The 18,503-nt window shown below is 64.0% G+C and carries 14 protein-coding genes; 9 read left to right on the forward strand and 5 right to left on the reverse strand.

Translation table 11 applies throughout. From position 1 onward, the window contains the following. Window positions 1-22 precede the first annotated feature (22 nt). The 5 genes from LB551_RS16810 (at window position 23) to LB551_RS16830 (ending at window position 4,885) form a co-directional block, all read left to right on the forward strand. Window positions 23-712, forward strand: a complete 690-nt coding sequence (locus LB551_RS16810) for a 4Fe-4S dicluster domain-containing protein (RefSeq protein ID WP_224659900.1) — start codon at window positions 23-25, stop codon at window positions 710-712. 105 nt (window positions 713-817) lie between these two features. Further along, a complete protein-coding gene (locus tag LB551_RS16815) occupies window positions 818-1,555 on the forward strand; it encodes a dienelactone hydrolase family protein (protein WP_224659901.1) in 738 nt (245 codons plus the stop codon). A gap of 186 nt (window positions 1,556-1,741) precedes the next feature. Continuing rightward, complete coding sequence (locus tag LB551_RS16820; protein WP_224627872.1) at window positions 1,742-2,302, forward strand: RNA polymerase sigma factor; 561 nt, start codon at window positions 1,742-1,744, stop codon at window positions 2,300-2,302. A gap of 2 nt (window positions 2,303-2,304) precedes the next feature. Next, the gene (locus LB551_RS16825) at window positions 2,305-4,419 is read left to right on the forward strand and encodes a vWA domain-containing protein (protein WP_224659902.1); all 2,115 of its coding nucleotides are present in this window, start codon (window positions 2,305-2,307) and stop codon (window positions 4,417-4,419) included. A 202-nt stretch (window positions 4,420-4,621) separates the two neighbouring features. Next, window positions 4,622-4,885 (forward strand): hypothetical protein, encoded by a 264-nt coding sequence (locus LB551_RS16830; RefSeq protein WP_181169919.1) that lies wholly within the window; start codon window positions 4,622-4,624, stop codon window positions 4,883-4,885. A gap of 15 nt (window positions 4,886-4,900) precedes the next feature. On the opposite strand, the gene bmt is transcribed toward LB551_RS16830, so the two are convergent. Both bmt and LB551_RS16840 read right to left on the reverse strand, forming a co-directional pair. After that, the gene (gene bmt, locus LB551_RS16835) at window positions 4,901-5,923 is read right to left on the reverse strand and encodes a betaine--homocysteine S-methyltransferase (RefSeq protein ID WP_224659903.1); all 1,023 of its coding nucleotides are present in this window, start codon (window positions 5,921-5,923) and stop codon (window positions 4,901-4,903) included. 115 nt (window positions 5,924-6,038) lie between these two features. After that, on the reverse strand, window positions 6,039-6,896 hold the full coding sequence (locus LB551_RS16840; protein ID WP_140551366.1) for a helix-turn-helix domain-containing protein: 858 nt from the start codon (window positions 6,894-6,896) through the stop codon (window positions 6,039-6,041). A gap of 228 nt (window positions 6,897-7,124) precedes the next feature. Between LB551_RS16840 and LB551_RS16845 the strand changes: the two genes are divergently transcribed. Continuing rightward, complete coding sequence (locus LB551_RS16845; protein ID WP_224659904.1) at window positions 7,125-8,132, forward strand: fatty acid desaturase; 1,008 nt, start codon at window positions 7,125-7,127, stop codon at window positions 8,130-8,132. A gap of 91 nt (window positions 8,133-8,223) precedes the next feature. After that, a complete protein-coding gene (locus LB551_RS16850) occupies window positions 8,224-9,054 on the forward strand; it encodes a phosphate/phosphite/phosphonate ABC transporter substrate-binding protein (RefSeq protein WP_224659905.1) in 831 nt (276 codons plus the stop codon). Here LB551_RS16850 and LB551_RS16855 read toward each other — a convergent pair. The 3 genes from LB551_RS16855 to LB551_RS16865 all read right to left on the reverse strand — a co-directional run bounded on the left by LB551_RS16855 (window position 9,019) and on the right by LB551_RS16865 (window position 15,030). Beyond that, the gene (locus tag LB551_RS16855; RefSeq protein ID WP_224659906.1) at window positions 9,019-10,374 is read right to left on the reverse strand and encodes a M24 family metallopeptidase; all 1,356 of its coding nucleotides are present in this window, start codon (window positions 10,372-10,374) and stop codon (window positions 9,019-9,021) included. The genes LB551_RS16850 and LB551_RS16855 overlap by 36 nt on opposite strands. Window positions 10,375-10,383: 9 nt before the next feature. Further along, window positions 10,384-12,954 carry an FAD-dependent oxidoreductase gene (locus LB551_RS16860; RefSeq protein ID WP_224659907.1) on the reverse strand — a complete coding sequence of 857 codons (2,571 nt, stop codon included), beginning with the start codon at window positions 12,952-12,954 and terminating at the stop codon, window positions 10,384-10,386. A 498-nt stretch (window positions 12,955-13,452) separates the two neighbouring features. Beyond that, the gene (locus LB551_RS16865; protein ID WP_140551371.1) at window positions 13,453-15,030 is read right to left on the reverse strand and encodes a trimethylamine methyltransferase family protein; all 1,578 of its coding nucleotides are present in this window, start codon (window positions 15,028-15,030) and stop codon (window positions 13,453-13,455) included. Window positions 15,031-15,242: 212 nt separating this feature from the next. Between LB551_RS16865 and LB551_RS16870 the strand changes: the two genes are divergently transcribed. Together LB551_RS16870 and LB551_RS16875 are read left to right on the forward strand one after the other, a co-directional pair. Beyond that, a complete protein-coding gene (locus tag LB551_RS16870) occupies window positions 15,243-17,132 on the forward strand; it encodes a phospholipase D-like domain-containing protein (protein WP_224659908.1) in 1,890 nt (629 codons plus the stop codon). 165 nt (window positions 17,133-17,297) lie between these two features. Beyond that, on the forward strand, window positions 17,298-18,473 hold the full coding sequence (locus tag LB551_RS16875; RefSeq protein ID WP_140551373.1) for an MFS transporter: 1,176 nt from the start codon (window positions 17,298-17,300) through the stop codon (window positions 18,471-18,473). Window positions 18,474-18,503: the final 30 nt, after the last annotated feature.

An 18,503-nucleotide genomic window follows, 5' to 3' on the forward strand; every position in this document is an offset into this window, starting at 1 on the left:
TCTCCGATCCGGTCAAGAAGGGATGATTCTTTCGCGCGGCAGGATGGAGGAGATTGCGGCCGCGCTTGGCGCCAACGGCCTCATCCTGCGTGGCGGCTTCACCTTTGCGGATGGCGAGGCGGCGCCTTGTGGCCGCTCCGGTGCACCGGCCAGGTCGGCGCTCCTGATAGGGCAGGCGGGGGCGGCACCCTGGCCGCATTTCCTGCGCTGGCGCGACAGTCAATCACAGGCCATCGCCGATCCCCTCGATACCTGGTCCCGGCAGGTCATTGGCGCGGTCGCGGAAGAATTCGGCGCACGCGCCGTATCGCCTTCCGACAAGCCCTATCTGCCGTTCCAGCAATGGGCGATGCGGGCCGAGGGCCTGAAGCCGTCGCCGCTCGGTATCCTCATGCATCCGCAATACGGGCTTTGGCATGCCTATCGCGGCGCGCTGCTGTTCGCGGACGAGATCGCGCTTCCGGAGACTCGCGAGGCGATCCATCTCTGCGACGCCTGCGTCGATAAACCCTGCCTGAAAGCCTGCCCGGTCGACGCCTATTCCGCAGAGGGGTTCGCCCATCAAGCCTGCCTGGCGCATGTGCGCGGGCCGAGTGGCGACCCCTGCCGTGACGGCGGCTGCCTCGACCGCAACGCCTGTCCCTATGGCGTGGCCTATCGCTACCCCCCGAACGTGCAGGCCTTTCACATGGCGGCGTTCGCAGGCCTGTAAGCTCGTCGCGCTGCCGCACGAAATGTTGACTGCCAAAATCAGGCAACAGCTTGCCCTGCCGGCCTGCCCGGATATGTATCGCCCAGCAACCGAACGGAGCTGGCGATGGCGAAACAGGACCTTCAGATCAAGACCAGGGACGGTAAAGCGAGGGCGAGGCTGTTCCGCCCGGTCAACGCTTCCCCGGCCAAGGCCGGCGTCATCCTCTACATGGATGCTTTCGGCCCGCGCCCCGCGCTCGACGGCATGGCCGAGCGGCTGGCGGAGGAGGGCTACGCGGTTCTGGTGCCCGATCTCTTCTATCGCAACGCGCCCTACGGTCCGTTCGATGCCAAGACCGCCTTCGTCGAGGAAAAAACCAAAGTGCCGCTGATGGCGCTGATCAGCGGCACGACGCAGGAAATGACGATTGCCGACAGCGGCGCCTTCCTCGACGCACTCGCTGCCGAAGGCGTCACCGGGCCGATCGGCGTTGTCGGCTATTGCATGGGCGGCGCGCGGGCGCTGAACGCAGCCGCCTTCTATCCGGATCGTATCAGGGCGGCGGCCAGTTTCCATGGCGGCAATCTCGCCAGCGACGCGGCCGACAGTCCGCACCGCAAGGCGGGGTCGGTCAAGGCACGCGTCCATGTCGGCATGGCCGGCGTCGACAGGAGTTTTCCGCCCGAACAGTCGGCGCGGCTGGCCGAGGCCTTCAGGGTGGCGGAAGTCGATTACGTGCTGGAGAATTATGTCGGCATGGCGCATGGCTGGTGCGTGCCGGACCACAGCGTCTACAATGAAGTTGGCGCCGAGCGGCATTGGAACCGGTTGATCACCCTGTTTTCCGAGACACTCGGGTAGGTCCTTCGGCCCCAACGCAAACCCAGCCCAATTTGCTGGACGCAGTGGGCCCAAACTTTCATGAGCTCGCGCCGCCCGTCCTTGGGCACCTTCATCCCGTAAACGGGGTGAAGGAGAACTGCTTTCCAAAAAAATCTTTCCCTCACCCCAAGGATTAGCCATTAGCCTTCGTCCAACAGGCAAATGATGGCGATGATGCTGGATGAGAGCGAAGCCTCCGACGCCGAGCTGATCGGGCGGGCGAAGGGCGGAGACAAGGGGGCTTTCGGCGCGTTGCTCGAAAGGCACTACGACTTCGTCTATCGCGCCGCCTACCGCTGGTGCGGCCGGAAGGCGGATGCCGAAGACATCGCCCAGGAAGTCTGCGTCCGGCTCGGCAAGGCGATCCGCGACTATCGCGGCGGCAGCGCCTTCACCACCTGGCTTTATGCCATGACGCTGAACGCCGCGCGCGACATGATGCGCAAGAGCGCCCGCGAGACGGTCAAGACCGAAGCCTATGGCGTCCATGCGCTGATTTCGGGCGAGAATTGCGAAGAGCCGGAAGATCCTGCCGAGGCGCTGTGGGCCGCGGTGCGGCGACTGCCGGACAAGCAGCGCGACGCCGTGCTGCTGGTCTATGGCGAGGGCTTGAGCCACGCCGCCGCCGCCGAGGCGATGGCGATCTCGGAGGCGACGGTTTCCTGGCACATCCATGAAGCGAAGAAACGGCTGAAGACGTTGATGCGCTCGGCCGGGGAAGTGTGACCATGGTCGACGACAAGGACCTTAGAAGGCTGCGCGACATCGCAGCACCAGCACCCGGCGAGAGCGCGAAGGCGCGCGCCTTCGAGGCCGCCATGCGCGCCTATGATGAGGAAAATATTTCCGCCGTCACCCAAGGATCGGTCGGCGGTCTTCGTCTCACAGAGCGAGCACGAAAGCTCTGGAGCGAAATCATGCAAAAGAAACTCATTGCCACGCCGGCCATTGCCGGGCTCGTCGCCCTGCCGATCGCCGCATACGCCACTTTCCATATGCTGAGGGAGCAGCCGTCGACTTTCGGTGGTGGCGAGAAGATCACCGAGACGCTAGCCGACAAGCCCGCCACGGTGAAGCCGCTGGCCAAACAGGCGACGGGCGATCAGGCGATCAACGAACCGCTCGCAACGAGCGCGCCTGAGAAAGACAAGAAGGCCGACGCGGAAAGCCGCGACGCAAAAGACGCCTTGGCGGCGCCGAGCAAATCCGAATCGGCCGTTGCCGGAGGCTTGGCACCGCAGAATGCGCAGGAACAGGTTGCGCCGGCGGAACCTGCACCACCTGCGCCAACGGGCGAGTTCGCCCTGGATAGCACTGCCGCGCCCAGCACGTCGCGAGCCGCACGCATGTCCAAAACGATGGTACCGCAGCAGCCCGCCATGGCGCCGGCGGACCAGATCGCACCACCGGAGGAAAACCGCGATCGCGTCCAGGATTTCAAGACCAATCCGGTGCATTCGGCACTCGAGGACCCGGTTTCGACCTTTTCGATCGATGTCGACACCGCTTCCTATTCCTTCGTGCGCCGTTCGCTGAAGGAGGGCTTCCTGCCGCAGGCCGACACGGTGCGGGTCGAGGAGATGATCAACTACTTCCCCTATGACTGGAAGGGGCCGGATGCGGCGTCGACGCCGTTCAATTCGACCGTCAGCGTCATGCCGACGCCGTGGAACGCACACAGCAAGCTGATGCATGTCGCCATCAAGGGTTTCGACGTCAAGCCGGCCGAGCAGCCCAAGGCCAATCTGGTGTTTTTGATCGACGTCTCGGGCTCGATGGACGAACCGGATAAGTTGCCGCTGCTCAAGTCGGCATTCCGGCTTCTGGTCAGCAAGCTGAAGACCGACGATACCATCTCGATCGTTACCTATGCGGGCGATGCCGGCACCGTGCTGATGCCGACGAAGGTTGCAGAGAAGGACAAGATCCTCAACGCCATCGACAAGTTGCAGCCCGGCGGCTCGACCGCCGGGCAGGCGGGCATCAAGGAGGCCTACAAATTGGCCGAGCAGTCCTTCATCAAGGACGGCGTCAACCGCGTGATGCTCGCCACCGACGGCGACTTCAATGTCGGCCAGAGCGACGACGACGATCTCAAGCGCCTGATCGAACAGGAGCGCAAGAGCGGCGTCTTCCTTTCGGTGTTCGGTTTCGGCCGCGGCAATCTGAACGACCAGATGATGCAGACCATCGCGCAGAACGGCAATGGCACCGCCGCCTATATCGACACCCTGGCCGAGGCCGAGAAGGTGCTGGTCGAGGATTCCTCCTCGACGCTGTTCCCCATTGCCAAGGACGTGAAGATCCAGGTCGAGTTCAATCCCGCCAAGGTCTCGGAATATAGGCTGATCGGCTATGAGACCCGCGCCTTGAACCGCGAGGATTTCAACAATGACCGCGTCGATGCCGGCGAGATCGGCTCGGGCCACTCGGTCACCGCGATCTTCGAGATCACGCCCAAGGGCAGCGGGGGGGAGCAGGTCGATCCGCTGCGCTATGGCCAGGCCGCGGTGAACAATGGCGGCGTCGCCAATGCGGACGAATACGCCTTCGTCAAGATCCGCTACAAGCTGCCCAAGGAGGACGTGTCGAAGCTGATCACCACGCCGGTGACGTCGGCCAACGAGGTGGCGTCCTTCGACCAGGCCAGCGCCGACCAGCGTTTCTCCATCGCCGTCGCGGCGTTCGGCCAGAAGCTGCGCGACGAGGATGCGACGGCGAAGTTCGGCTATGACAAGATCATGGAGATCGCCACAGCCGCCCGGGGAGCCGACCCGTTTGGGTACAGGTCCGAGTTCCTGTCGCTTGTGCGCCTTGCCTCGGCGCTGGGCGGCAATCGGTAGTGATGACGGCCGGTTTCTTCAGATGAGATCGTTCCGACGGAGAAACCGACCCACGGGCGGGTGAGGCAGGCCGGCGAGGGATTTCACCCTTGCCGGCCTTTTTTCGGAATCTGCGATCGTTAAATTGCGCGGCATTTCCGGTACCGGATCGCAATTTCCTGTTGCTACGCCGGATAGGTATAGGGGCTTGAGGGAGCCGGGATTGCAGATCAGGACTACCGCTAACTCGACACCGCCGGCACGGGACGCTTCGGCAGCCGCCCAATCAGCCGAATCCAGGCGCATCGGCGACGATGTCGCGCAGGCGCGCCACACCGCCATGTCGGCTCTGACCAACGATCGTTTCCGCATCATGCTGGAGCAGATCACCGATCCGGTTTCATCCGGAGCGCTGATGACGATGCGCGGCGACAATGTCGTCGATCTCAAATCGGCGCAGTCGAGCTACGCCGACAACAGCGAGTGATCTAACCCGACCAAGTCAGGCCCGGCTGCGGCGACGCTCGCGGCGGGCCTCGCCGGTCTCGGCGGTGTTCGCCGTGGCCACCTTGTTGCGCATCGGACCGATGCGCTCGACGATCGTCTCGACGGTCGGACGATCCGCCTTGGTGTGGGCGTCGAGCGCCTTGCGCATGGCGGCCAGATGCTGGAACGAGGTGCCGCAGCAGCCGCCGATGATTTTCGCGCCGCCGTCGACGGCAAGGCGCACATAGTCGGCCATCAATTCGGGCGTGCCGGAGTAGTGGATTTCGGTGCCGCGGAATTCGGGAATGCCGCAATTGCCCTTGACGATCACAGTCGCCTCCGGCTTCGCCTGCGTCATGTCGAGCAGCGAGGCGAGGATGTCGGAAGCGCCGACGCCGCAATTGGCGCCGACGCCGAGCGGTGCTTGCGACAAGCCGTCGGCGACGCCGTGTATGTCCTTCGGCAGCAGGCCCATCATGGTGCGGCCGGCGGTGTCGAAGGAACCGGTATAGGTGTAGGGCAGGCCGACGCGGATCGCCGCCTGGGCGGCGGCACGGATCTCGTCGGGCGCCGACATGGTCTCGATCCAGGCGACCTCGGCGCCGCCTTCCTTGAGGCCTTCGATCTGCTCGGCGAAGGCGTCTACCGCCTCGTCATAGGTCATGGCGCCAAGCGGCACCAGCAACTCACCAGTGGGGCCAACGGAGCCGGCGACGATCACCTTGCGGCCGGCCTTGTCGGCAACCGCGCGGGCGATCTCGGCGGCGCGCTTGTTCAGCGCGTGCACGCGATCCTGCGCATGATGCAGCTTCAGCCGGTGACGGGTGCCGCCGAACGAATTGGTCAGGATGATGTCGGCGCCGGCGTCGACGAAATTCTGGTGCAGGCTGGTGATGGTGTCCGGGGCGGTCTCATTCAGCAGCTCAGGCGCCTCGCCGGCCTCCAGACCCATTGCGAACAAATTGGTGCCGGTGGCGCCGTCAGCCAAAAGCACGCCTTTTTGCGCCAGCAGCGCGTCGATCGGGTTGGTCGTCGTCATCGGATTGGCTTTCATATTCTGAATTCGGATAAGGATATAAAGAAGTCTTTATGTCTAGTCAATGAAATAGCGACGGCAGCGTCGCAGCCAAAGGCGCCGTAACGGTCGCCAGTGGTCATGCGGAACCAGCGGAAAACGACATGTCGGCCAGATTGCGCGCGAACGCGGCCGCCTCGTGCGGATTGACGTCGGCGGCACGGATCAGATTGTCGAAATGCCGGGTCAATGCCTGGACCGGCTGGGTGGCGTTCAGCACGACATACATGTCGCCGACATAGATGGCGGCGCGGTAGGGCCCGAAGATGGTGAGCGGGATCGAATAGCGCATACGGCCGTCGTAGAGAAACAGGCGGAAAGTCGGGTAGAGATCGTCAAGCAACGTCGCCATATGGGCGAGTTGCTGCCGACGGTCGGCCTCCGGGAAGCGGTCCCAGACGCCGAGGCCGCGCGCAAAAATCTCCAGCGTGTGTCGCGGCATGCAGACTTCCATGTCGGTTTCCGGGCGCCGGTTGTATTCGATGCGGTATTGCGTCTCATTTGCCTGCGCGAGCCGGCTCCTGTTGGTGATGTTTGCCTCATAGTCGACCAGCGCGTGCGTCCGCAGAAGATCGGGAATGCCGGCCGGCACATAGCGGATCTTGGTGCCGGCGGCCTCGGCGAACCATCTGGCCAGAAGCGTGCGGTCAAAACCGTCGGGGGCTTCCTCGATCTCCAGGCTTTCGCGGATTTCACCGGTGACGCCCTCGTCCTGGCTGAGGCCGAGCAGCCAGTCCAGCGACACTTTGAACTCGGCCGCGATGTTGAGCAGCGTCTCGGCCCGCGGCAGGCGCGTCGACGCGCCCGACATCAGCTGCGACAGCGCCGACCGATCGATGCCGACGGCGGTGGCGAAGGCGGACTGGTTGAGGTCGGACCTTGTCAGGAGCAGCTTGAGACGCTCCCGAAAGATTGCTGACAGATCTCGTTTGTCCATCTCCCAACTCCCGGATCATGAGGAAAAATTTTCGCCGGAACCTCCCCACGAGGCGCTTCTGGCGCAAATGAATCTCTAGGTATGTTTACAATCTGTAACAGGTGCGGTTGAAAATGCGCAATCGCAACATTTTGTACACTTTGTCTCGTTGAGTCGAATCGTTTCTCCTGACACTATCCTGTCAGGAGCCACTGGGGTTCCGGCGACTGAGGGGCGGTGGTCGATAGCATGACTGGCAAGAGCATAAGGCGACGCAACACACCGGCCATCGAGTGGCCGACCGTAGCCCTCGCTTTCTTCTGTTACGGAGCATGGCTCGCCACCGGTCTGCTGCTCTGGCCGTCCTACCCGATCCCCGCACTCGCTCTCCTCGGTTTCATCCTGGCACTCCAGTCGTCGATCATGCACGAAGTGCTGCACGGCCATCCGACGCGCAATGCGCTGATCAACGAGGCTTTCGTCTTCCTGCCGATCGGTCTGGTCTGGCCGTTCCGCCGTTTCAAGACGCTTCACCTGCGCCACCATGCCGACGAGCGCCTGACCGATCCGCTCGACGATCCGGAGAGCTACTACCAGGCGCTGTGGCAGCATGACGACCTGCCGCGGGCAATGAAATTCCTGCTCAAGATCAACAACACCATGGCCGGCCGGTTCTTCCTCGGCCCCTGGCTGTCCTGCATCGGCTTCTTCATCGACGACGCCAAGCATATGATGGCTGGCGACAAGGCCATCCGCAAAGCCTGGCTGGTGCATGCGATCGGCCTCGCCGTCGTGGCGCCGATCGTGCAGTTCGGCTTCGGCATTCCGCTTTGGCTCTATATTCTGCCTGTGTGGCTCGGCCAGTCGCTGATCGCGATCCGCACCTTTGCCGAGCATCAATGGTCCGAGCATCCGGAAGGCCGCACGGTGATCATCGAGCGCTCGCCGCTGTCGTTCCTGTTCCTCAACAACAATTTGCACTTCGTCCACCACAAGACCCCGACGGTGGCCTGGTACCGGCTGCCTCAGCTGTTTCGCGAGCGTCGCGAGGAATGGCTGCGGATGAACAATGGCTATGCCTATCCCAACTATTTCGCGCTGATCAGGTCCTATGCTTTCAAGGCCAAGGAGCCGATCGTGCATCCGGTGTTGCGGCGTCAGCCGGAACCGGGCAGGGCATTCAAGCCGCGCATCAGGGCGCGCAGCATCAGTGGGCTCGGCACGGCGCCGGTCCCGGCCGAGCCGCCCAAGGAATGAATCCCGCGACACGACCGACGGTGTCGGCTATCTCAAATCCGGCGCCGCGTTTTTGCGAACCTCTCTCCAGATTTGATGGTCAAATCCCGGCATGAGCGAATTCGTTGCAGCGCTGCCGATGTATGACTGGCCTGAGGCGCGCCGCGAGGTCGACGCCCAATGGGCACTGCTGCGCGATGCCTTCCGGCAAGGGGGGATAATCGATGCACCGGAGTCCGTCGTTCGCCGCAACGGCGATCTGCCGCCGGTGCCGGGCGGCATCCTTGACGACGCCGGCGTCCTGATCGCGCCCGATCCAGCGACACTGCCGCCGGACGCGCTCGATTTTCACCAGCTCTGGCTGCATCCCGCACTACTGTTCGCGCAGACTTGCTGGGGGCCGATGGAGCTTGGCCTGGCCAGCCATGTGCAGCTTGTCGGCCAGCCGAGCTATGACCTCTACGAAGGCGGCCAGGGCGAGCTTTATTCGAGCGCGCTGGTGATGCGGGCGGACGGCAAGGCGTCCGTGCCTGCGCCTGCCAATGGCAGGCCCGTCATCCCGCTCGATCTGATCCGCGGCAAACGCTTCACCTTCAACAGCCTCGATTCCATGTCCGGTATCATCGCGCCGACGCGCGATCTCGAGGCGCTGGGCGAAAGTCTCGACGTGTTTTCCTCGCGCAGCGAAAGCGGCGGACATCGCGCTTCGATCGTCGCCGTGGCCGAGGGCAGGGCCGATGTCGCGGCGATCGACTGCGAGAGCTGGGCGCTGGCGCAGCGCTTCGAGCCGGCGGCCCGGCAAGTGAAGGTCGTCGGCTGGACGGGCCTTCGCAAGGGCCTGCCCATCATCACCGCGAAAGCGACGCCGGAAAAAGCGGTTGCCGCGATGCGCGAGGCCCTTGCCGGCTTAGCCGAGCAGCCTCGCATCCAGCGGATAGGTTGAAAGCTTTTCGTTGCCGGTGCCGGTGATCAGGATCTGTTCCTCGATCTTGACGCCCTCGCGCCCGCCGAGCCTGCCGATATAGCTTTCCACGCACAGCACCATGCCTGGCTCGATCACACCGTCCGGCGTGTCCGATGTCCAGTCGTCGGCATGCGGCAAGGTCGGGTATTCGTCGGCCAGCCCGACGCCATGGTAGAGCACGCCATAGCGGGCCGGGAAACAGTCGCCGGGCGGCACCGCCGAGCGCTCGGCAAGATCGCGGAAAGAGATGCCCGGCCGCATCAGTTGCGTGTTGTGGGCGATCTGGTCGGCGGCGATGCGGAAAAGATCGCGTTGTTCGTCGGTTGGCTTCACATCCCCGCACAGCCAGGTACGCGAGAGATCGGCACAGAAGCCATAGGGGCCGATCAAATCGGTATCGAAGGCGACGAGGTCGCCTGCCTCGACGACGCGCGAGGAGCATTCCTGGAACCACGGATTGGTGCGCGGGCCGGATGCCAGCAGCCGCGTTTCGATCCATTCGCCGCCGCGCGCAATGTTGCCGCGATGCAGTTCGGCCCATAATTCATTCTCGGAGATGCCGGGCTTCAGCGCCTGTTCCATCTCGCCCATTGCCGCCTCGCAGGCGACGATGGCGCGGCGCATGGCGAGGATCTCGTCCGGGGATTTGACCAGCCGCGCATTCTCCATCACCGCTTCGCCATTGCCGATGGAGATGCCAAGCCGGGCAAGTTCCTCGACGCCTTCCGGGTTGATGTGGTCGACCGCAATGCGGCCGTTGCCGCCGCCATGTTCCCGCACCAGATCGGCGATCCCGGCCGCCCAGCGGCGGACTTTCTGCTTAGTGAGCTCGCCACTGTAGAGATACATCCACGAGACGGCGGGGCGAACCTCGTCGACGACGCCGGAATGGTCCGACAGATGCTCGCAGGAGAAATAGTCGAACAGCACCACCGGCCCCTCGGTGGCAACGAAACAATGCCGTGTCGGGTTGTGCGCCACCCAAAGCTGCATGTTCGTGGAATCGGTGGCATAGCGGATGTTGACGGGATCGTAGAGCAGCGCGCCGGCGTAGCCGCGGCGCCTCAGCTCGGCGCGGATGCGCCCCAGCCGGTATTGGCGCATTTCGGCCAAGTCGGGGGCGGCAATGCCCGCCGCCGCCCATTCCGCTTCGGCTATCGCGCCGTAGCCCAGAACATGCTGGTTGAGATCGGCCGCCTTCCGGCGGGAGGCGTCGCGCAGCGCCTCGATCGAGCCTGATACAAACGGCATGATCTTGCGATGGCGGCCGAAGCTCCCCTTTGGCGCCGCGCTGTCCATGGCGAAACCTCAGCTCCGCATCTTCTCGCCGCTCGGGTCGAATGGCGGCTCGACATTGATGCGGGCCGGACGGCGATGGCCGAGAATCTCGATCTCGAACAGGCCGGCGCTTTCATCCTCGGCCAGCGCCGCCGGCACATAGCCCTGCGCCATCGATTTCTGGACGTAGTGTGCATAGCCGCCGGAGGTCACCCAACCGACCACGCGCCAGTCGCCGTCGACGATGCCGCGCACGGCGGACGCGCCTTGCGCCGCCTTGGAACCACGCAGTTCCTTGCCCGCTGCATCGAAGCGCGGCGCGCCAAAGCCATGCGGCTTTTCCACCGTACCGTAGTCCTTGCCGACCTTGGCCCAGATCGGCTCGTCACCCATCACATCGGCGTCGGCCGCCTCGACGATGAAGGACACGCGGCGCAGCTTCGGTCCTTCGGCCCGCTCCCTGGCGGCCGCGTCGCGGCCGATGAAGTCGTTCTTCTCCAGCTTGATGAAGCGGTCCATCGAGCCTTCGAACGGTCCATAGATCGGCCTGAGTTCGCGGAACCAGGTCGGGAAGTTCTTTTCCAGGCGCATCGACAGCAGGGCGCGCATGCCGAAATCGACCAGGCCGAATTCTTCGCCTGCGTCCTTGATCGCCTTGTAAACCAAGCGCTGATAGGCCGGCGCCATCCAGATCTCGTAGCCGAGGTCGCCGGTATAGGTGATGCGGTTGACCATGCAGGGTGCGCCACCGACCGCCATTTCGCGGAAATCCATGAAGCGGAAGGCTTTGGTCGAGATGTCGACATCGACCAGCTTCTGCAGGAGGTCCCGCGACTTCGGTCCGGCAATCGACAGGCCGACCAGCGTCTGGTCGAAGCGGTGAATCCGCACCGAACCATCCTTCGGCAGATGCTTTTCGAACCAGCGCATGTGATATTTCTGCGCGGCCGAAGAGCCCCAGATCATGAAGCGTTCTTCCGCGGCCTTGGCGATGGTGAAGTCGCCGATCAGCTTGCCGAATTCGTTGATCATCGGGGTCAGCACGATGCGGCCCGCCTTCGGCATGCGGTTGGTCATCAGCCGGTTGAGGAAATCCTCCGCCCCCGGTCCGGAGACCTCGTATTTGGCGAAGTTGGCGATTTCGGTGACGCCGACGCGCTCGCGCGTGGCGCGCACTTCCTCGCCGATCGGCCCAAAATCGTTGGAACGGTGGAAGGAGACGATATCCTTGGGCTCCTTGCCCTTCGGCGCGAACCATAGCGGGGTCTCAAGGCCCCAGGAGTCGCCCATGACGGCGTTGTTGGCGAGCATGGTGTCGTAGAGCGGCGTCGTCTGCGCCGGGCGCGCTGCCGGCAGTTCCTCATTGGGGAATCGGATCGAGAACCGGCGGGAATAATTCTCGCGCACCTTGGCATTGGTGTAGCGCAGGCTGGCCCATTCGCCGAAGCGGGCGACGTCCATGCCCCAGACGTCGAAGCCGGGATCGTCATGCACCATCCAGTTGGACAGCGCCAGGCCGACACCGCCGCCTTGGCTGAAGCCGGCCATGACGGCACAGGCGCACCAGAAGTTGGTCAGGCCCTGTACCGGGCCGACCAGCGGATTGCCGTCCAATGCGAAAGTGAAGGGACCGTTGATGATCTGCTTGATGCCGGCTTTCTCGATGCCGGGGAAATGCTTGAAGCCGACCTCCAGCGACGGCGCGATGCGGTCGAGGTCGGGCTGCAACAGCTCGTGGCCGAAATCCCAGGGCGTGTTGACCGGCGACCACGGCTTGCACGCCTTTTCGTAAGTGCCGAGCAGGATGCCGTTGCGCTCCTGGCGGGTGTAAATCTCGCCCTTGAAATCCATCACGCCGATCATCTCGCGGCCGGTCGATTTGTTGAATTCCTCGACCTCCGGCATGGGTTCTGTCAGGAGATACATATGCTCCATGGCGAGCACCGGCAGTTCGAGGCCGACCATGCGGCCAATCTCGCGCGCCCACAGGCCGCCGCAGTTGACGACATGCTCGGCGTGAACCGTGCCTTGTTCGGTGATGACGTTCCAGGTGCCGTCGACCTGCTGCGTCAGTTCGACGACGCGGTTTCGCAGCACGATCTCGGCGCCGAGCTTTTTCGCCGCTTTTGAGTACGCAATCGTGGTGCCGGATGGATCGAGATGACCTTCGACCGGATCCCACATGGCGCCGACGAAATTCGTCTCGTCCATCAGCGGGAACATCGCCTTGGCCTCGGATGGCGTGATCAGCTCGGTATCCATGCCGAGATAGCGGCCCTTGGCATGGGCAAGCCGCAGGAAGTCCATGCGCTCGGGGGAGTCGGCCATCATCACGCCGCCGGTCAGGTGCAGCGAACAGGACTGGCCGGAAAGCTCCTCGATCTCCTTGTAGAGCTGCACGGTGTAGGCCTGCAGCTTGGCGACGTTGGGATCGCCGTTGAGCGTATGAAAGCCGCCCGCCGCGTGCCAGGACGAGCCGGAGGTGAGCTCCGAGCGCTCGATCAGCATGATGTCGGTCCAGCCGGCCTTGGCCAGGTGATAGAGCACCGAGCAGCCGACGACGCCGCCGCCGATGACAACCGCTTTTACATGGGATTTCATGAAGGTAGGTCCGTTTTTAGAGAAATTGAATCGGGTGAGCGGGGCGCGAAGACAAAGCGGAGGTCGGAGGCAGCGATGTCTTCGGCCAGCCTGCCATCAAGCGCGGCATGGATGGTTTCGCAGACGGGATATCACAAGCCTGCGTCATCCTCGGGCTTGTCCCGAGGATCTGCCGTCCCTCGCCAGTGTAGTGCGATCGGAATTGACCAGTGTAGTGCGATCGGAATTGAGAAGTGGTTAGATCCTCGGGACAAGCCCGAGGATGACGGCGCGGATGAGTTCGCTCCAAAGCCGCCCAATCCTGGCCACTGCGCGTTTCGCCAGCGCCATCCCCCACTCCGTCGCTGGCTCGCAGCGCCACCTCTCTCCCCTCCGGAGGGCAAGGAAGGAAGCCTCCCGGCATAAGCTCGCGCCCTTCCTCTCCCCCGTCGATCGGGGGAGAGGTGTCGAGCGCAGCTCGACGGAGTGAGAGTCGACTGTTCATGAAGCCAATACAGATCAAAAATCGGTCGGCGCGCCGCCTTCGGCGCGACGCTTCTGGACGAAGGCGTTGAGCTCTTCGCGGATCGCCGGGTCCATATAGGGCTCGTCATAGGAGGCCAGCCGCTCCTTCCACACCTTGTTGGCCTTTTCGAGCGCGGTCGGCGAGCCTGCTTCCGCCCAGGTCTCGAAATTGCGCCAGTCAGACAGGATCGGCGAGTAGAAGGCGGTCTTGTAGCGATCCTGCGTGTGTTGGGTGCCGAAGAAGTGGCCACCGGGGCCGACCGACTGGATGGCGTCGAAGCCAAGCGCCTGTTCGGACAGGTCGAGCGGGGTCAAGAATTCCGCCACCATCTGCAACAGGTCGATGTCGAGGATGGTCTTCTCGTAGGAGCAGCGCAGGCCGCCTTCGAGCCAGCCTGCGGCGTGCATCATCAGATTGCCGCCGCCCTGGATGGCGCCCCACAGCGAGAACACGCTTTCATAGGCGGCCTGTGCGTCGACCGTGTTGGCCGCGCAAGTGTTCGAGGTGCGGTAGGGGATGTTGTAGCGGCGGGCGAGCTGGCCGCCGACGAGCTGCGCCTTCATGTATTCGGGCGTGCCGAAGGCGGGCGCGCCGGACTTCATGTCCACGTTTGAGGTGAAGCCGCCATAACCGACCGGCGCGCCCTTCCGGACCATCTGGGCAAACGCGATGCCGGACAAGGCCTCGGCGTTCTGCTGCACCAGCGCACCGGCAATGGTCACCGGCGCCATGGCCCCTGACAGGGTGAACGGCGTGACGATGACGACCTGGCCCTTGCTCGACATCTGGATGATGCCTTCCATCATCGGCACGTCGAGTTTGAGCGGCGAATTGGTGTTGATGATGGTGAAGACGGACGGTTCTTCGAGCAGCTGCTCGTGGCTGATGCCGCGCGCGATGCGGGTGATTTCGATGCCGTCGACGTTTCGTTCCTTGCCGAGCGAATAGATGTGGAACACCTTGTCGGTCAGCGTGGCGAGATCGCGGATGCATTCGAGGTGGCGGACGGAGGGATGGATGTCGATCGGCTCGACCGGATAGCCGCCCGTGCAGTTCAGTATGTTGTGCATCTGCGCCAGGCGCAGGAAATTGCGATAGTCCTGCTGGTTGCCGGGCCGGCGGCCACGATCGATGTCCGAGCAATTGGGCGCCGAGGCCATCATCGAGATGATCAGATTATCGCCGCCGAAGCGCACATTATGCGCGGGGTTGCGGGCATGGATGGTGAATTCAGACGGGCAATGCGACACCAGATCGAGGATCATGTCGCTGTCGAAGCGCACGCGCTCGCTGCCTTCGCGCACGTCGGCGCCATGTTCCTTCATGATGCGGCGGGCTTCGTCATGCAGGACGTCGACACCGATCTCCTTCAGCACCCGCAGCGAGGCCAGATGGATCGATTCCAGCTCGTCGTCGGAAACCAGCTTGGTCGGCTGGAGCGGGATTTTCAGCTGGCGGAACGGCGGCTGCTCGAACGCGGCCGAGCCGCCTGCGCGTTTTCCGGCGCGGCCGCCGCGGCGGGCACGATCGGTTGCCAATGCCGGTTCGGCGGGTTGAAGGGCGGCGGTCATGAGGGGCCTCGTACGATGCGAAAGTGGGCGGCATAATGGACCGGCGGCTGCCCGGCCATTGCGGAGGCGGCGACCACTAGAGCGAGGGAAGCGACATGCCGGGACGGGAGCTGCGTGGTCCCTAAGCAGGCCGGCGGATGGGGGCCATGCGTTGCAGCATCGTCTTTTGCTTCTGATAAGCTTGTGCGTCCAATATCTCTGGAGGGAGAGCCATGCCTGACGTCGTCAAAGTGCGTGCCGCCACCAACAACGAAGTCGCGTTCCTCTCCTGGGATCTCGACGGGATGATCCCGGGCTGCCTGGGCTTCGAGATCGTCCGCCTCTATCCCGACACCGGCGAGGAGCGTTGCCTGGCGTCCTGGGTGCCGTTCAAGGGGCAGCGCAACAAGGATTGGATTCCTCAGGACACCGGCGTCTGGCCGGTGCAGAAGACATTCTGGCGCGATCTTACTGTCCGGCGACGCCGCGACAGCCTCGATGTCAGGCCGGACGGCGAAATGATCGCCTACCGGGTGCGTCCGGTCGGCGACATGAAGGCGGGGCTCGAGCCCGTGCCGGTGCGTCCCGAAAAGACCTATACGGGGCCGGCGCGCCCTCTCGGCTATCTCGGCCGGGGCGCGGTCAGTCCGCCGATCTTCCTCGGCCAGATGTTCGGCAAGGCGCGCGTCGCCTTCACCAATGGCGTGCTGTCGACGCAATGGATGTCGCGCGCGCTGGCCGAGGCCGGCATCAAGGTCGGGCAACGCGACAAGATCAGGGCTGTGCTGCAGGACCCGACCAGCAAGATACGCGCCTACCTGCATGGCGACGTGCCCGACGTGCTGACCAGCCTCTTGAAACGGGCCAAGGCCGAAGGCGGCACGGTCAGGCTTGCGCTCTACGAGCTTGGCGACGACGAACTGTGCGACGCAATCATCGCCGCCAAGGATGTCGTCGAGGTCATTCTTTCCAATTCGGGCAGGGACGACCAGACGAAGGCCTGGGACGCGGCCAACGCACCTTACCGGAAGCGGCTGCACGACGCGGGCGTCGCGGTGACGGATCGCCTGTTCAACAACAACCATATCGGCCACAACAAGTTCGCCGTCTATCGCGATGCGCAGGGCAAGCCGCAATCGGTGATGACGGGCAGCACCAACTGGACCTCGACCGGCATTTGCGGGCAATCCAACAACGCCTTCATCCGCGACGACCCGGCGATGGCGGAGATCTTCGACGCCTACTGGCAGCGCATGAAGGCCGACGTGTTCCCACCGCCGGCCACGGAAAGTGCTGCCGGTCACGTCGCGCAGACGCAAGGCGTGCCGTTCCGCAGGGAGAACCACAGGCCAAATCCGCTCAATGGCGCCACGGCGGCGCTGGACGGCATGACGGTGTGGTTCTCGCCCAATGATCCCGAGCGTAACAAGAAGGACATCTCGGTGCGGCCGGTCGATCTCGAAGATCTCTTCGCCCGCATCAAGGCGGCCAAGCGCGCCGTGCTGTTCCTGGTGTTCAATCCTTCGCGGCTCGGCGACAATTCGATCGTCGACCAGGCGGTGGCGGCGGCAAAAGCCGATCCGAAGCTGATCGTGCAAGGGGCGATCAGCGATGAGACCGCTATGCCCAACTATGTCGCGTCGACCAAGGATCCGGTCACCCATAAGTCGAACAGGGACGGCAAGTCGCCCTTCGTCTATCCGGAGAGGGTCTGGGAGGCACCGAACGTTTCCATCGTGCGGGCGGCGAACCTGACCGGCGCCACGATCGCCCGGGATTTCCAGGCGGAGGTGCTGACCGTCGGCCATGCGATCGTGCACGACAAGATCGTCATCATCGATCCGATGGAGGACAACGCGACGGTCGTCACCGGCAGCCACAATCTCGGTTACAAGGCTTCGTACGAGAACGACGAGAACATGGTGATCGTCGAAGGCGACAAGACCTTCGCCGCAGCCTATGCCGTGCATATGCTCGACGTGTTCGACCACTACAAGTTCCGCGCCTGGCGCAGGACCATCGGCAAGGGACCTTCGGATGACGATGGGCTGTCCACCGATGACAAGTGGCTGAAGCCTTACGCGCAAGGCAGGAAAGGTGCGATCGCACGGTATTTTCCGTAGCGCTGCCGGCAGGTGCCAACGGCTTTTGACGCGAGCCTTCCGCTGCACGGCGCCAGCCCTTGGCGCAAGCGGATTTCGCTGTCCGCCCCTTCCTTTCCCGGGATCGAACCGGTAGCTGATGGCTTGCCGATCCGCAGGTCGGCGATTCACTCACGGAACGGCAGCATGGTCGCGACCGGCTCGAGCCAAGGCGAAGCGGCAACGCAGTGGGCAGCGCTCGCCGGCGTCACCGCGGCGCTGGCGATGTTCGGCGCCGCGCAAGGGCTGAGCTCCCCGCTGTTCACGCTGCTGATGCAGAAGCAAGGCATGTCGCCGGGCCTGATCGGGCTGTCGGCGGCGATGATGCCGGTCGGCTTGATCTTGTCTGCCTCGTTCGTGCCGGCCGCCGTGCGGCTGGTCGGCGCCCGCACGCTCGCCGTCGGCTGCTCGCTGATCGGTGCGCTGTGCTTCCTGGGCATCGGCTATCTGCAGGACTGGGTGGCGTGGTTCGTCCTCCGTTTCATCATCGGCGTGGTCATCAACCCGCTCTATATCCTCGGCGAGGTGTGGGCGCTGTCGCTGGCCCCGCCGGCGCGACGCGGCCGGGTGATGGGCGTGTTCAACACGCTGATGGGGGCCGGCTACGCGGCCGGCCCTTTCACCTTGACCCTGGTCGGCACGTCGGGCTGGGCCCCCTTCAGCGTCGGCATTGGCGGTTTCGTGCTCTGCGCTGTCATTCTGCGCCTTGTCTCCTCAAAGCTCACCGGTTTCGAGGACGACGGCCAGCCAGCCGGCAGCTTTGTCGGTTTTGCCCGGCTGGCGCCGGCGCTGCTGCTTGCCGTGCTGGTCTCGGCGGCGGTCCAGCAAAGCACCTACGCGCTGGTTCCGGTCTTCGGCGCCGGCTATGGCCTGCCGGAAGCCGTGCTCGCCGCGCTGGTGATGGCGTTATCCCTGGGCAATATCCTGCTGCAGATCCCGCTCGGCCTGCTCGCCGAACGCTTCGGCGGCCGCTCCATGATCCTCGTTTGCGCGGTGGCGACCACCGTTTGTGCGCTTCTGCTGCCGCTGCTGATCACGACGCCGCTGATCTGGGCGGTGCTGCTGGTGATGGGAGCGGTCGGCTATGGCGTCTACACGATGGCGCTGGTGGAACTCGGCAGCCGGTTCAAGGGCTCGCTGCTGGTCACCGGCAACGCCGCTTTCGCCTTGTTGTGGGGCGTTGGCGGCATTGTCGGTCCGCCCAGCGCCGGCCTGCTGATGCAGGCGATCGGGCCTTTGGGATTGCCTGCGGTGATCGTCGGCCTGGATGCGCTGCTGGTCGCCTTCGCGCTCTACAGATCGGCCAGCCGCAGAGGCTCCTGACAGAGTTTGGCCGGAACAAGCGTGGGTTCG

It is taken from the genome of Mesorhizobium sp. BR1-1-2 (assembly GCF_020165435.1).
Lineage (GTDB): Bacteria > Pseudomonadota > Alphaproteobacteria > Rhizobiales > Rhizobiaceae > Mesorhizobium.

What these genes read in the sequence shown, in the direction of transcription:
- LB551_RS16810 (WP_224659900.1), top strand. Translation starts at nt 23, where the DNA reads ATGATTCTTTCGCGCGGCAGGATGGAGGAGATTGCGGCCGCGCTTGGC.
- LB551_RS16815 (WP_224659901.1), top strand. Translation starts at nt 818, where the DNA reads ATGGCGAAACAGGACCTTCAGATCAAGACCAGGGACGGTAAAGCGAGG.
- LB551_RS16820 (WP_224627872.1), top strand. Translation starts at nt 1,742, where the DNA reads ATGGCGATGATGCTGGATGAGAGCGAAGCCTCCGACGCCGAGCTGATC.
- LB551_RS16825 (WP_224659902.1), top strand. Translation starts at nt 2,305, where the DNA reads ATGGTCGACGACAAGGACCTTAGAAGGCTGCGCGACATCGCAGCACCA.
- bmt (WP_224659903.1), bottom strand. Translation starts at nt 5,923, where the DNA reads ATGACGACGACCAACCCGATCGACGCGCTGCTGGCGCAAAAAGGCGTG.
- LB551_RS16840 (WP_140551366.1), bottom strand. Translation starts at nt 6,896, where the DNA reads ATGGACAAACGAGATCTGTCAGCAATCTTTCGGGAGCGTCTCAAGCTG.
- LB551_RS16845 (WP_224659904.1), top strand. Translation starts at nt 7,125, where the DNA reads ATGACTGGCAAGAGCATAAGGCGACGCAACACACCGGCCATCGAGTGG.
- LB551_RS16850 (WP_224659905.1), top strand. Translation starts at nt 8,224, where the DNA reads ATGAGCGAATTCGTTGCAGCGCTGCCGATGTATGACTGGCCTGAGGCG.
- LB551_RS16855 (WP_224659906.1), bottom strand. Translation starts at nt 10,374, where the DNA reads ATGGACAGCGCGGCGCCAAAGGGGAGCTTCGGCCGCCATCGCAAGATC.
- LB551_RS16860 (WP_224659907.1), bottom strand. Translation starts at nt 12,954, where the DNA reads ATGAAATCCCATGTAAAAGCGGTTGTCATCGGCGGCGGCGTCGTCGGC.
- LB551_RS16865 (WP_140551371.1), bottom strand. Translation starts at nt 15,030, where the DNA reads ATGACCGCCGCCCTTCAACCCGCCGAACCGGCATTGGCAACCGATCGT.
- LB551_RS16870 (WP_224659908.1), top strand. Translation starts at nt 15,243, where the DNA reads ATGCCTGACGTCGTCAAAGTGCGTGCCGCCACCAACAACGAAGTCGCG.
- LB551_RS16875 (WP_140551373.1), top strand. Translation starts at nt 17,298, where the DNA reads ATGGTCGCGACCGGCTCGAGCCAAGGCGAAGCGGCAACGCAGTGGGCA.